Source organism: Mycolicibacterium sp. ND9-15, from assembly GCF_035918395.1.
In the GTDB taxonomy this organism is placed as follows: domain Bacteria; phylum Actinomycetota; class Actinomycetes; order Mycobacteriales; family Mycobacteriaceae; genus Mycobacterium.
Genome location: NZ_CP142362.1, coordinates 448,554 through 460,669 on the forward strand (window position 1 = coordinate 448,554; position 12,116 = coordinate 460,669).

At 65.8% G+C, this 12,116-nt stretch carries 14 protein-coding genes and 1 pseudogene; 9 read left to right on the forward strand and 6 right to left on the reverse strand.

Translation table 11 applies throughout. The features are described from left to right. The first annotated feature begins 357 nt into the window (after positions 1 to 357). Positions 358 to 1,458 carry a hypothetical protein gene (locus QGN32_RS02185; protein WP_326547044.1) on the forward strand — a complete coding sequence of 367 codons (1,101 nt, stop codon included), beginning with the start codon at positions 358 to 360 and terminating at the stop codon, positions 1,456 to 1,458. 66 nt (positions 1,459 to 1,524) lie between these two features. Here QGN32_RS02185 and QGN32_RS02190 read toward each other — a convergent pair whose 3' ends face one another. Both QGN32_RS02190 and QGN32_RS02195 read right to left on the reverse strand, forming a co-directional pair. Then, entirely contained in the window at positions 1,525 to 1,893 is a 369-nt protein-coding gene (locus QGN32_RS02190; protein ID WP_326547045.1) for a hypothetical protein, read from the reverse strand. A 129-nt stretch (positions 1,894 to 2,022) separates the two neighbouring features. Further along, on the reverse strand, positions 2,023 to 2,475 hold the full coding sequence (locus QGN32_RS02195; RefSeq protein ID WP_326547046.1) for a hypothetical protein: 453 nt from the start codon (positions 2,473 to 2,475) through the stop codon (positions 2,023 to 2,025). 240 nt (positions 2,476 to 2,715) lie between these two features. On the opposite strand from QGN32_RS02195, the gene QGN32_RS02200 reads away from it, so the two are divergent. Beyond that, complete coding sequence (locus tag QGN32_RS02200; protein ID WP_326547047.1) at positions 2,716 to 3,780, forward strand: methyltransferase; 1,065 nt, start codon at positions 2,716 to 2,718, stop codon at positions 3,778 to 3,780. 6 nt (positions 3,781 to 3,786) lie between these two features. Here the strand turns inward: QGN32_RS02200 and QGN32_RS02205 are convergent, their stop codons facing one another. After that, positions 3,787 to 4,569, reverse strand: a complete 783-nt coding sequence (locus tag QGN32_RS02205; protein ID WP_326547048.1) for a hypothetical protein — start codon at positions 4,567 to 4,569, stop codon at positions 3,787 to 3,789. 57 nt (positions 4,570 to 4,626) lie between these two features. On the opposite strand from QGN32_RS02205, the pseudogene QGN32_RS02210 reads away from it, so the two are divergent. Then, positions 4,627 to 5,001, forward strand: a pseudogene (locus QGN32_RS02210) (RidA family protein). On the opposite strand, the gene QGN32_RS02215 reads toward QGN32_RS02210, so the two are convergent. Further along, complete coding sequence (locus QGN32_RS02215; protein WP_326547049.1) at positions 4,980 to 5,357, reverse strand: DUF952 domain-containing protein; 378 nt, start codon at positions 5,355 to 5,357, stop codon at positions 4,980 to 4,982. The pseudogene QGN32_RS02210 and the gene QGN32_RS02215 sit on opposite strands and share 22 nt — an antisense overlap. A gap of 130 nt (positions 5,358 to 5,487) precedes the next feature. Here QGN32_RS02215 and QGN32_RS02220 point away from each other — a divergent pair, with 130 nt between their 5' ends. Together QGN32_RS02220 and QGN32_RS02225 are read left to right on the forward strand one after the other, a co-directional pair. Beyond that, on the forward strand, positions 5,488 to 5,682 hold the full coding sequence (locus tag QGN32_RS02220) for a DUF7455 domain-containing protein (RefSeq protein WP_064350917.1): 195 nt from the start codon (positions 5,488 to 5,490) through the stop codon (positions 5,680 to 5,682). A gap of 64 nt (positions 5,683 to 5,746) precedes the next feature. Further along, positions 5,747 to 6,775 carry a YihY/virulence factor BrkB family protein gene (locus QGN32_RS02225; protein WP_326547050.1) on the forward strand — a complete coding sequence of 343 codons (1,029 nt, stop codon included), beginning with the start codon at positions 5,747 to 5,749 and terminating at the stop codon, positions 6,773 to 6,775. Here the strand turns inward: QGN32_RS02225 and QGN32_RS02230 are convergent. Next, positions 6,765 to 7,001: a DUF3039 domain-containing protein gene (locus QGN32_RS02230; RefSeq protein ID WP_326547051.1), complete on the reverse strand. Its 237-nt coding sequence runs from the start codon at positions 6,999 to 7,001 to the stop codon at positions 6,765 to 6,767. The two genes, QGN32_RS02225 and QGN32_RS02230, sit on opposite strands and share 11 nt — an antisense overlap. Before the next feature lie 67 nt (positions 7,002 to 7,068). Between QGN32_RS02230 and QGN32_RS02235 the strand changes: the two genes are divergently transcribed. The 3 genes from QGN32_RS02235 to QGN32_RS02245 all read left to right on the forward strand — a co-directional run bounded on the left by QGN32_RS02235 (position 7,069) and on the right by QGN32_RS02245 (position 9,409). Next, the gene (locus tag QGN32_RS02235; RefSeq protein ID WP_326547052.1) at positions 7,069 to 7,470 is read left to right on the forward strand and encodes a DUF3099 domain-containing protein; all 402 of its coding nucleotides are present in this window, start codon (positions 7,069 to 7,071) and stop codon (positions 7,468 to 7,470) included. A gap of 148 nt (positions 7,471 to 7,618) precedes the next feature. Further along, positions 7,619 to 8,578, forward strand: coding sequence for a sigma-70 family RNA polymerase sigma factor SigB (gene sigB / locus QGN32_RS02240; RefSeq protein WP_326547053.1), 960 nt, complete (start codon positions 7,619 to 7,621; stop codon positions 8,576 to 8,578). 135 nt (positions 8,579 to 8,713) lie between these two features. After that, positions 8,714 to 9,409 carry an iron-dependent transcriptional repressor DtxR gene (locus tag QGN32_RS02245; protein WP_326547054.1) on the forward strand — a complete coding sequence of 232 codons (696 nt, stop codon included), beginning with the start codon at positions 8,714 to 8,716 and terminating at the stop codon, positions 9,407 to 9,409. A gap of 43 nt (positions 9,410 to 9,452) precedes the next feature. On the opposite strand, the gene QGN32_RS02250 is transcribed toward QGN32_RS02245, so the two are convergent. After that, positions 9,453 to 10,493, reverse strand: coding sequence for a DUF4192 domain-containing protein (locus QGN32_RS02250; RefSeq protein WP_326547055.1), 1,041 nt, complete (start codon positions 10,491 to 10,493; stop codon positions 9,453 to 9,455). A gap of 161 nt (positions 10,494 to 10,654) precedes the next feature. Here QGN32_RS02250 and sthA point away from each other — a divergent pair, with 161 nt between their 5' ends. Further along, entirely contained in the window at positions 10,655 to 12,061 is a 1,407-nt protein-coding gene (gene sthA, locus QGN32_RS02255; protein ID WP_326548891.1) for a Si-specific NAD(P)(+) transhydrogenase, read from the forward strand. The last annotated feature ends 55 nt before the right edge of the window (positions 12,062 to 12,116 follow it).

The window sequence follows — 12,116 nt, forward strand, 5'->3', positions numbered from 1 at the left end:
TACCTGCACTGCCCGACGCCGTTTGCTGGAACCGCCCCGAATCATGTTGGAAAGCAACGGATTCCGCGAGATACCCTCCGCGTCAATCCTATTGACGTGCAACGGCTTTCGGTTAGGTCGCATATTTGAGCCGGTATGCTTGGAATCGTCCGCCGTTGCGGGCTGTGGGTTCGACCGCCGTTGCGGTCATCCACTTTTCGAGGGTTTCGGGCCGTTGTCCGCATATCCTTCGGGGCCGACGCCAGATTCGCGCGCCCCAGGCCGCCGGGCCTTTTGTCCTTCACCCCACCGGTTGTTGCGGTGCGCGCGCTGGCGTTCGCGCCGTCGGCCGAATTTCCCACGAAAGTTGGAACTGATATGAGCACACGAACCGATGTCGACGCGCTCGTAGAGCTGCCCCGCGCCGAACGCGAGGCGCGTCTGCGCGCCGCCGCCGAGCGTGTCGAGACGCGCGCGAATCGCTGCGTTGCCGAGGGCCGCGACCTCACGCCGCGCGAAGATCAACTCATACGCGACGACCGCGCCGAGCTCGAAGCGCTGATGGCGGCGAACGCGATTGCCGAGCACTCCGAGCGGATGCGATCAGCGGTCGCCACAGCCGTCGAGACCCGCGGCTCGCGGCCCGAGGACCACGGCCAGCTCATTGAATTCGCGCAAGCGTTGACCCGCGGCGTGCCCGCGCGTGTGCAGATCGAATGCCGCTCGATCACGTCGGCCAACGCCGGGGCGCGCGGCGCGGTCGCCGTCGAACAGTTGGGCCGGCCGCAGTGGCTCTGGCAGGCCGCGGGCATCCCGTTCACTCCCGCGGACAGTCTGACTGTCTCCGGGCCGCTGTACGACGCGCTGGTGGCGCAGACGGCCACCGACGAGGGCGGCACAAAGCCCGCGATGGGCGATCCGGCGCTGGCGTCGGCGACGCTTAAGGCGTTCGCGGTGACGTCGGTCGTCTCCGATCAAGTCATCCGATTCGGTGTCGGCGCTGCGGCGGTGTCCGAGCGGCTCGCCGCCGAAAGCGTTTTCAGCGTCAACGCGGCGATAGCCGACGCGCTGGAAACCGCCGCGGGCACACCTGTCACCTACGCCACGAGCGCCAGCCATATGGCCGACGCGGGCATCGCGAAGGTGTGGGCGCAGACCGGCGCCAAACCGACCGCGCTGGTGATCAACAGCGCCGACTATCCGCTGTTGGCCGATAAGGCCGCGGTCGGCCCCGGTGACACGGTAGGGGCGCCGGTCGTGGCGTTCAACGGCACGACGCTGCTGGTCAACGATGCGATCACCGCGGGCATCGGTGTCGTGGTCAACGGCGCGGCGTTCAGCGCGCACGGCACCGACGTGCTGCTGGCATCGCTGCCGGATTTGGACAACAACACGGTGAAGCTGCGGGCCGAAACGTATTTCGCGCTGTTGCAGCACGACGCCGGGGCCATCGTCGCGGTTGATTTGGTGACGCCGTAGACCACCCGGCGCGCCGTGGGGTTTAGTGGATTTCCTCGCGGCGCGCCGGGCACGGCGAACCGATGCTCAGGCGGGCGGTTCGGCGTCGGCGATGACACGCCAGAACTGTTCGCGGCCGTCACCGGCTCGGGTCGCCGCCCGAAACATCGCCTCGTCGAAGTTGGCGTTGGCGGCGACCAGTTCGGCCAGCTCCCACACGCCGTCTTCGCCGGGCGGCAGCGCGACGGTGACAGCTTGGCCCATCTGTAGTTGCAGCATGGAGACCAGCGCGTCGAGCACGTCGGGCACACAGAAGCCGAGGTCTTCGAGCGGCAGGCGGTCCTCGCCGGGCATGCCGCGGCCGTGGTAGACCTCGCAGGCGTACAGGCACAGGCCGCAGGCCTCTTTGTAGGCGCGGGATGCCCGCTGCAGATGCTGCGGTTGCGGTTCGGTCATCTGGGTCTCGCCTTTCGTGTAGGGAGGCGAGGCGTGCGACTCAGTCAAAGATATTTGGAGCTACAGCGCAGGCTGACCAGCAGCGATTCTCCTGCTTGCGCATAACGCTGACTGCGCCGTAGTGCGCGACTACCTGGACTGAGCCTCTGCGGCCATCGCCGGCGGCGGCGGTGCCGGCGCGGGACCTGTCCTGTTGAGGCTGAAGTCGTTGAAACCGTTGCCGGCTTCGCCGCATAGGCCGGGGTCGTAAAAGGAGCGGATTGCCTTGCCGCTCGCCGCATCCCATGCGTAGTTCATCACCAGGTCGTGCTGCGACCCGTCCTCGCAAGTGAGCGCCTTGGGGTTCAGCACTCCTCGCATGATCCACCAGCCGACCTGCCAATAGGCGTTCCCACTCCATGACGGCGACTTCCGCTCGGCGTCATCGGCGCCGTACTCGGTGACATGCACACACTGAAAGGCGTTGCCCTCGCAGGGCGTCACGACCCATGTCTTGGCGCCCCACTCATATACGGCCTCGTACGTGCCGACTGCATTCGCACTGATCTGGTCCGTGCCGTATGCGGGGGCGGCAAGCCCCACCGCAACAGCTGCCGCGAGAACAGATGTCGTCGCAGTAACCCGCCTGACTCCCATGACGCTCCTCAGTGCCTGCCCGCATGTGAAACGCAGTATGCATCACGAGCGAGCGGCCCCGGACGCGATTCGACCCCGCACGTTCGCGAGTGTGGCGCTGTGCGACTCGATCTCGTCGTCGCGTGCGCAACTCGGTGACGTGTATCGTTTCCCGCCGTGCCGAGAACGCCTGTGAAGGTTCCGCCCATGCCCGTCGTCCGCGCCGTCAACCGGTTGCGCGCCGGACTGCAGCATCTACACCGTGCGACGGTGCCGCCGAGCGTGGCCATCCTCGAGATGGCGACGGGCGCGTGGACCACGCAGACCATGTACGTCGCCGCGAAACTGAACATCGCCGACGATCTGGCCGACGGCCCGGCACGCGCCGCCGATGTCGCTGAGCGGGTCGGAGCCGATCCGGACGCCCTCTACCGGCTGATGCGGGCGCTGGCGGCGAAGGGCCTGGTCGAGCATCGTCGCGACGACACTTTTGCACTGACCAAGGTGGGCCAGGGGCTGCGCTCCGGCGTTCCCGGATCGATGCGCGACATGGTGTTGTTCATCGGCCACCAGGCCCGCTGGGAGGATTGGGCCAACTTGCTGCATTCGGTGCAGACGGGCGAGCCAGCGGTCGCCCAACTGCGCGGCATGACGTATTGGGACTACCTGGAAAAGGACCGCGATCTGGCCCAGGTTTTCAACAACGCCATGACGGCGACCAGCGGTATCATCAACGAAATGGCGTTGAGTCGTTACGATTTCACGGGCTTCAAGCTCATCGTGGACGTCGGTGGCGGACACGGGCTACTGCTCTCGACGATCATGGCCCGCGCCCCGCAGGCCCGCGGAGTCGTCTACGATCTGCCGTCGGTGGTCACCGACGCCGACATCACGTTCAAGGCCGCGGGTCTGCGCGGGCGCTGCGCCGCCGAGGGCGGTTCGTTCTTCGACAGGGTCCCCGAAGGCGGCGACGCCTACGTGCTGAAGAACATCATCCACGACTGGGACGACGAAGAATCGCTGGCAATCCTGCGCAACATCCGCACTGCGATCGCACCCGACGGGAAGTTGTTGCTTCTCGAGATGGTCCTGCCCGAACGCGCCGACTCATTCCTGGGATTCCAGATGGACCTGGAGATGCTGCTCACCTTGGGCGGCCGGGAACGCACCCGCGAGGACTTCGCAAACCTGTTGTACCGTGCGGGGTTCCGGCTCGATCGCGTGGTCGACACGGTGACCCCGATCTCGATCGTCGAGGCCTCCCCGGTGTGAGGCGGGCTACCGCTTCTTGTCGCGCACCTTGTAGGTGGAGGGCCACGATTCGCGCGTCTCGTCCCCGGTCAGCGGAATCCCCTTGCTGCCGATCTTGATGTCGTAGGCCTCCTTGCCGGGCCCCACTTCCCGGTTGGCGTGCTCGGTGGCCAGGTACATCAACTGGTCGATCTCGGCTTCGGCGAATGCGACGAACGACGTCTTGCGGACAATGTCGTCGGCACCGGCGGCGATCCGGTCCGGCAGCACCCGCGTCGCGAACGCCGCGCCGGCCAACAACGCGAACGGGATGACCCAGTAGCAGACGAACGACAGCGGCGTCTTGGTGTCCAGGATGGTCGCATCGCCGTACACCATGGGCGGGATCGCCGATGACAGCGTCATACCGCCGAAGGCCGCCACCCAGATCCAGGTCAGCAATGAGGTGATCCGCGCGAACAGTTCACTTTTGACGACGTGAGGTGGCTGGCCGACCTCGGCGAACTCCCGCACGAAAGGCTTGCCGATCAACACACCGGTGAGCGCCACAAGAAAGATTCCGGCATTGCTCAGTGGTTGGATCCAGCGTTCCATGAATGCGTGATCGAGCGTGAACGTGAGCACGGCGAGCACCAAAAATGTTGCCAGAGCGCCGATTTCGAGGACTCGCCCCGGTCCTCCGCGCAACTGTCCCAACGCGAATGCAGCGACGGCGACGGCCAGTGCGATCAGCACCGCGACGGTGAACGGAACATTGCCGACGAGCACCCAGTACACAATCCACGGTGCGAGACCTAACAAAATGCCCACGATTTGTAAGTGTACGTAGAGGGCCTTCATGCCGTGGGAGTGATCTAGTTTGATGCCATGGGAGAACGGCACGTCGTGTCGTCGGGGTCGGAATACGAGGCGGCCGTCGGCTACTCGCGGGCGGTGCGCGTCGGTCCCCACGTCGTGGTGGCCGGCACCACCGGCGCGGGTGGCGACGTCGCCAGCTAGACGCGGAACGCGCTGACCCGCATCGAAGCAGCCCTACATGAAGTCGGCGCGTCGCTGTCCGATGTGGTGCGCACCCGCATATACGTCACCGACATCTCACTGTGGCGCGAGGTCGGCGCCGTACACGTTGACGTGTTCGGTGACATCCGCCCGGCAGCCACGATGGTTGACGTGGCCTCGCTCATCTCATCGGACGTGCTCGTGGAGATCGAGGTCGACGCCTACGTCGAAAACCCAGCGTAGGGTGCCAGCGGAGCGAACCGGCCGTCGGCGTCCGGCAAGTATGAAGTGACGCGTATCACAGCCGCTACCGGCAAAGGCCCGTACAGATGCGGGAACACCATTCCCACTGGATCAGTGGGCACCCCGGGTTCCCAGCGAACGGGAGAGGACAGCCGTGCGGCGTCGACGCGGAGCAGCACCAGGTCGGTGCGACCGGCATACAGCCGGTTGGCCGGCACGTGCACTTGTTCGGGCGCCGACAGATGCACGAACCCGTTCGCGGTCAACGAACCGGGGCGATGCTCGCCGTGTGTTCGAGCGGCCTGCCATTCGTCTTTGCTACACAGGTGAACCAGCACGTTGGGCGCGGCGTTCATACCGCCAGCCTGCCGTGTCGGCAACTCGGGTAACGGTGAGACACGACACACCGGTAACCCCCTTGGGAACAACGCCGGAAGCCAAAACGTCTGAGACAGTAGATGCACGCGAACAGTACGGAGGTCCGCAATGACGAACGCAACGCTCACCAGCCCGCCACTGACCCGGGCCGACCGCTGCGACCGTTGCGGCGCCGCGGCGCGAGTGCGCGCGAAGCTCCCATCGGGCGCGGAGTTGCTCTTCTGCCAGCACCACGCAAACGAGCATGAGGCCAAGCTGATCGAGCTGGCCGCCGTCCTGGAAGTCAGCCCGGTGGAGGCATAAGGCCCGACACGGCTGACAGCCGCTCTGGGCAGGAACACCTTTCGTCAGCAATGCTGGACTGGTCATGACAGACCAGCCCCAGCGGTTGCCGTCGAGGCCGTCGCGCCACCACATCGGACACATGGTGCGACGCACCCTGTCGAAGAGTTGGGACGATTCGATCTTCTCGGAGTCGGCACAGGCGGCCTTTTGGTCCGCGCTGTCGCTGCCGCCGCTGCTGCTCGGAATGCTCGGCAGCTTGGCTTACATCGCCCCGCTGTTCGGTCCGGAGACGCTGCCGACCATTCAGGACCAGATCATCGACACAGCCGGGCGGTTCTTCTCCACCAATGTCATCACCGAGATCATCGAGCCGACGATCCGCGACATCGTCAAGGGTGCCCGCGGTGAGGTGGTCTCGGTGGGGTTCGTGATCTCGCTGTGGGCCGGGTCCTCGGCGATCTCTGCTTTCGTCGACTCCATCACCGAGGCCCATGACCAGACCCCGCTGCGCCATCCGGTCCGCCAGCGGTTCTACGCGCTGGGGCTTTACGTGGTCATGCTGATCGTCGCGATCATCACGGCGCCTTTCATCGCGCTGGGCCCGCGCAAGATCGCCCAGTACTTACCCGACAGCTGGGACCGAATCCTGCAGTTCGGCTACTACCCGGTGCTGATCTTCGGGTTGGTCGTGGCGGTCAACATCCTCTATCGGGTGTCGCTACCGAAGCCGTTGCCGTCGCACCGGCTGCTGCTGGGCTCTGTGCTGGCCACCGTGGTGTTCCTGGCGGCCACGTTCGGACTGCGCTTCTACCTGACGTGGATCACCGCGACCGGCTACACCTATGGCGCGTTGGCGACGCCGATCGCCTTCCTGTTGTTCGCCTTCTTCCTCGGGTTCGCGATCATGATCGGCGCCGAACTGAACGCCGCCATCGAAGAGGAATGGCCGGCGCCCGCCACCCACGCGAAGCGGTTCGGGTGGTGGTTGAAAGAGAAGGCCGAAAAGCGCAGCGGCGTCGCGACCGAGGAGGTTCCCGCAGTTGCGCCCAGCCGTCTGGGCCCACGCGAAAGCCGGGGACCGGAGGCGGCGGCCGACGGGGCTACTTCTTGAGCTTCTCGTAGATGCGCTTGCACTCCGGACACACCGGCGAGCCCGGCTTGGCGGACTTGGTCACCGGGAAGACCTCGCCGCACAGCGCGACGACGTGGGTGCCCATCACCGCGCTTTCGGCGATCTTGTTCTTCTTGACGTAGTGGAAGTACTTGGGGATATCGCTGTCAGTCCCGTCGTCGACGCGTTCGTCGGTGTCGGTGCGCTCGATCGTCTGGGTTCGCATGACGACCATTTTGCCCGTAAGAAAACCGGCGCGTACATCGGAGCGACAATGTGGAACAGTGGAGGGTATGAAACACGGCCCCGAGCTGAGTTTCGACGACGACGGCCGACCCGTCCTGATCACGCGTGCCGCCCCGGCCTACGAGGTGGAGCACCGTCAACGGGTCCGCAAGTACCTGATTCTCATGTCGTTTCGGATCCCGGCTCTCATACTCGCCGCGGTCGCCTACGGCATCTGGCACAACGGCTTGATCTCGTTGGCGATTGTGGTGGCCTCGATTCCGCTGCCGTGGATCGCCGTGCTCATAGCGAACGACCGCCCGCCACGGCGAGCCGAAGAGCCCCGGCGATACGACAAGCGGCACAACACGCCCGAAGTTCCGACCGCCGAGCGACGGGCGCTCGAACACGGCACCTTTACGCCGCCGCAGTCCGAACCTCGCGCTGCCAACGGCGAGGTTCCCAGGTGAGTCGCTGGCGTCCCTTTTTCTAAGGACATTCTCAGGTCGCCGGTGAGAAACCGCTGATCAGAAGGTGTGAACCAGCCAATGGCTGGGAACTCTTTGAACCTCGTGGGCGTTGTAGCTCATGACAGTTCGACTTGATCAGGAGGCCGTCATGGCAATTGCCAGCACCATCCGCGCCGACCAAGACCTGGACGCCCAGAGCCCAGCGGCTGACCTCGTGCGCGTGTATCTCAATGGCATTGGCAAAACGGCCTTGCTGAACGCCGCCGACGAGGTGGAACTCGCAAAGCGCATCGAGGCAGGACTTTACGCGAAGCACCTGCTTGAAACGCGGAAGCGCTTGGGCGAGAACCGCAAACGTGATCTTGCTGCTGTGATGCGCGACGGCGAGGCCGCGCGGCGCCATCTGTTGGAAGCCAACCTGCGACTCGTGGTGTCGCTGGCGAAGCGCTACACCGGTCGCGGGATGCCGCTGCTCGACTTGATCCAGGAGGGGAACCTGGGTCTCATCCGGGCGATGGAGAAGTTCGACTACGCCAAGGGATTCAAGTTCTCGACGTACGCCACGTGGTGGATCCGCCAGGCGATCACCCGTGGAATGGCGGATCAAAGCCGCACGATCCGGCTGCCGGTGCACCTGGTCGAGCAGGTGAACAAGCTGGCCCGGATCAAGCGCGAGATGCACCAGAACCTCGGCCGCGAAGCGACCGATGAGGAACTGGCGGCCGAGTCCGGGATCCCGGTGGAGAAGATCAACGATCTGCTGGAGCACAGCCGCGACCCGGTGAGCCTCGACATGCCGGTGGGCAGCGACGAGGAAGCGCCGCTGGGCGACTTCATCGAAGACGCCGAGGCGATGTCCGCCGAGAACGCGGTGATCTCCGAGTTGCTGCACACCGACATCCGGCATGTGCTCGCCACGCTCGACGAACGCGAGCAGCAGGTGATCCGGCTGCGCTTCGGCCTCGACGACGGCCAGCCGCGCACCCTCGACCAGATCGGCAAGCTCTTCGGGCTCTCGCGCGAGCGGGTCCGACAGATCGAGCGCGAGGTCATGGCCAAGCTCCGCAATGGCGAGCGCGCTGATCGACTGCGTTCGTACGCCAGCTAGGGCCCTCCGGCACGCTCCCCGCCGAAATCTGCGGGGAGCGTGTGGCATTTCGAGGACGGCGGGCAGTGCCGGTGAGGTAAGAACGCAGTTCAGGCCCTCAAGCCGGTAGACTCGACCGTTGACGGAGGTTAGCGCATGAATGATCTGGTCGACACCACTGAGATGTACCTGCGGACGATCTACGACCTCGAGGAAGAGGGCGTGGTGCCTCTGCGTGCCCGCATCGCGGAACGTCTCGATCAGAGCGGTCCCACCGTGAGCCAGACCGTCTCCCGCATGGAGCGCGACGGCCTGCTGCACGTCGCCGGCGACCGCCATCTCGAGCTGACGGACAAGGGCCGCGCGCTGGCCGTCGCCGTCATGCGTAAGCACCGACTCGCCGAGCGGCTGCTCGTCGATGTGATCGGATTGCCGTGGGAGGAAGTGCACGCCGAGGCTTGCCGGTGGGAACACGTGATGAGCGAGGACGTCGAGCGCCGGCTCGTCCAGGTCCTCAACAACCCGACCACCTCACCGTTCGGTAACCCGATTCCCGGACTTTCGGAGTTGGGCCTGATCAGCACTTCGCCTGACGGCGATCGGGTGAACCTCGTGCGGCTGACCGAGTTGCCTGCGGGTATGCCCGTCGCGGTGGTGGTACGGCGGCTGACCGAGCACGTCCAGGGCGACGTCGAACTGATCAGCAGGCTCAAGGATGCGGGGGTGGTACCGAACGCCCGGGTGACTGTACAGGTGAACGACCACGGCGGGGTGATGATCGTGATCCCCGGCCACGAGCAGGTCGAGCTGCCCCATCACATGGCGCACGCCGTAACGGTCGAGAAGGTCTGATCGCCATTTGATTCGCCGGGATCAGGTGCCCGACGGCCGGTGGTCAGCCGGCCCGTTGACCGAACACTCGCCGCGGCGGTAGCCGCACCCCCAGTTGGTCGGCCAAGCGGTAGCCCGTCGTGGCCAGCTCACGAATCTGCTCCGGCCGCAGACCCGACTGCAGCGCGGTGTCGAGCATGCCCGCCATCCGATGGGTGCCGTCGCAGCGCAGCGCTGCCTCCAGCGACACGCCCGCCAGCGGACCGTCGCCGCGTGCGTAAGCCGAGAACGCCAGCAGCACCAGCGCTTCGACGCGCCACGGTTCCGGGAGCCGCCGCGACAGCTCCGCCCACAACGACTCGGCCTGCGCCGCGCTCTCCCCCACAGCCAGCGCGTACAACGTGTCGCGCACCTGCAGATCGGTCAGCGCGGCCCCGATCCGAGCCAGCGTGTCATCGGCTAGTTCCGCCCCGCCGGCCACCGCCGTCGCCGCCGCGATGGCCGCCTCGATATCGCGGCGTGCATCGGCGTCCGACCGCCCGGCCTCAACGTCTTCGATGACGCCGGCCAACGCCGCCGAGCGGACGGTATCGGTGACGGCGATGACATCCTGGAGTTCCGCTCGCCGGCCGTAGAGCCTGCGGCCGTCCAGCACGGCCGCCATCGCGAGCGGCGACGCCGACGGGTCGTCCACGGTGCCCCAGTTACCGCAACCGTCGGCACAGTGCCATCGCCCGCCGGCCGCAACCCGATCGACGATGTGTGCGGCGAGCAGTTCGATGCCCCGCTCAGCCAGGGCAGCCGCCAGCGTGGCGGCGACTTCGCGGTACTCGTCATTGCACAGCCGGCAGCCCGCGCCGTCCTTGTCGACGAAGACGGCGATCGCAGCGTCCGGGCGGGCCGTCGCGGCCACTTCGGCGATGTGGTCGACCGATCCGGTCAACTCGTCGCCCAGATCCACGCGCATGACGCATCCCATTGCGCCGCGGTCCACGGTCACGAGCACGAGGGATTTTTCTGGGACGAAACCCAGAACTGCGGGCAGGGCGGCGATCAGGACCGCCGGGCGGTTCAGGTGGAAATCGGGTGAGGGTGTGGTCGTCATGGGGCGACCCTCCCCGCCGGCTCGGACGAAGTGCGCCCGTCGGGGGTCGCGGCCCTCGCCGCTGTGGATCAATTCGAGGTTGGGGATGAATTCAGCAACGGTTGCGGCCAGTCGGGCTGCGGAATCCGTCCGACCGGCGTACACCTTTTGCCATGGGTTCCATGCTCGAGTACGACCTCGTCGTCATCGGTTCAGGTCCGGGCGGGCAGAAAGCGGCGATCGCGGCGGCGAAGCTCGGCAAGACGGTCGCGGTGGTCGAGCGTGGGCGGATGCTCGGCGGTGTTTGCGTGAACACCGGGACCATCCCGTCCAAGACACTGCGGGAGGCGGTGCTCTACCTCACCGGCATGAGCCAGCGCGAGCTGTACGGGGCCAGCTATCGGGTCAAGGAGAAGATCACGCCTGCCGACCTGCTGGCCCGTACGAGCCATGTCATCGGCAAAGAGCAGGACGTCGTCCGATCGCAGTTGATGCGCAACCGGATCGACCTCATCCAGGGCCACGGCCGCTTCGTCGACGCACACACCGTGTTGGTCGAGGAACCCACCCGCGGTGAGCGAACCACCGTCAGTGGCGACTACGTCCTGATCGCCACCGGCACGAAACCGGCCCGGCCGGCCGGCGTCGAGTTCGACGAGGACCGTGTGCTGGACTCCGACGGGATTCTGGACCTGAAGTCCCTGCCGGCGACGATGGTCGTGGTCGGTGCGGGCGTAATCGGCATCGAGTACGCGTCGATGTTCGCCGCACTCGGCACCAAGGTCACGGTGGTGGAGAAGCGTGACACCATGCTGGAGTTCTGCGACCCCGAAATCGTGGAGGCCCTCAAGTTCCACCTGCGCGACCTCGCGGTGACGTTCCGTTTCGGCGAGGAGGTGACCGCCGTAGACGTCGGTTCGGCCGGAACCGTCACCACACTGGCCAGTGGCAAGCAGATCCCCGCCGAGACCGTGATGTACTCCGCAGGTCGGCAGGGTTGGACCGAACATCTCGACCTGGCGAACGCGGGCCTGGAGGCCGATGCGCGTGGCCGTATCACCGTCGACAGCAACTACCAGACCAGGGTCGACCACATCTACGCCGTCGGCGATGTGATCGGCTTCCCGGCGCTGGCCGCCACCTCGATGGACCAGGGCAGGCTGGCGGCCTATCACGCGTTCGGTGAGCCCGCCAAGGGCATGACCGATTTGCAGCCGATCGGGATCTACTCGATTCCCGAGGTGTCGTATGTCGGCGCCACCGAGATCGAACTGACCCGGAACGCGATCCCGTACGAAGTCGGGGTGTCGCGCTACCGCGAGTTGGCCAGGGGCCAGATCGCCGGTGACTCGTACGGCATGCTCAAGCTGCTGGTGTCGACCGACGACCTGAAGTTGCTCGGCGTGCACATCTTCGGCACCAGCGCCACCGAGATGGTCCACATCGGTCAAGCCATCATGGGCTGCGGCGGCACGATCGAGTACCTCGTCGACGCCGTGTTCAACTACCCCACCTTCTCCGAGGCCTACAAGGTCGCGGCGCTGGACGTGATGAACAAGCTGAGAGCACTCAAGCAGTTCCGCATATAGCAGCCAGCGTCGGCCACGAGAGCAAACTTCTTCGCTGCTTTGGGTATGGATGCCC